At 54.5% G+C, this 874-nt stretch carries 1 protein-coding gene; it reads right to left on the bottom strand.

What is annotated here, in order from left to right:
- A partial coding sequence (locus ASC50_RS01940) for a YDG domain-containing protein (RefSeq protein WP_226995332.1) occupies window positions 1–874 on the bottom strand: 874 nt, incomplete at both ends.

Genomic DNA, 874 nt, shown 5'->3' with positions numbered 1-874 from the left:
TCGGCATTTGACACAGCTATCGCGTGGCCGTTGGTATTGCCACCTGTATTGCCGCCAGAGCCACCCGTGTTGCCGCCTGTGCCGCCTGTGTTGCCGCCTGAGCCGCCTGTGTTGCCGCCCGTGTTGGTGGTTATCTCAAATTCCACCGTTCGGGAATCTTTGTAATTGCCTTTGCCGTTTATGGTTACGGTGGCTGTCCCTTCGTTTGTGTTGTTGCTGTAACTTAGAGTGTAGTCCGTGTTGATTGTGAGTGGGCGACCGCCGTCCACCACGTTAGGTAGCGGTTTGATTTCTTTGCCGGTGTACTTTTGAGCGGCGATGCTTGCCACCGTCACCGTTGAAGCGGTAATGCTCTTCGGGATGATGGTGAAGACTTTATTTGCAATGCTGATAGCGTAGTTGCCGCCGGCAGTCAGTGAGCCTTGAGTGATGGGATACGTCCCCGGTTTTTCGTTGGAGGTGCGGGAGAGCACGCCGCTAAAAATATCCCCATCGAGCAGTTCCGGACTCCAAGTGTAAGTCAGCTCCGGGGGGTCGTCGGTGTTGTAAGTTTTACTCAGATTATCGCCCGGCGTGACCACGACAGGCAAAGGGGTGATTGTTGCCGTAGCGACAGGCTGTGCTGCCAGTTCGTAATTATCTTTGTGTGCACCGGCGAGCGCGAAGCCGTCAAATATGACCGGTTTGTCCGGTCCTGCATTTTTATCGGCAAAAGCCGCTGTGCCTTTTTCCACAGTTACCACATCGCCGACATCCTCAACGATGCCAACGATATTGCCCGTACCGCTAAAGGTAGCGTTCGTAGTGCCATCGTAAGTTCTGCTATCGACGGAAAAACCTGTGAGCGTAACCGGCTTGGGTGTAATCGCGGCGG

The organism is Candidatus Symbiothrix dinenymphae (genome assembly GCF_001431085.1).
Note: the sequence above shows the minus strand (reverse complement) of the source record. Positions and strands in the feature narration are given on the sequence as shown.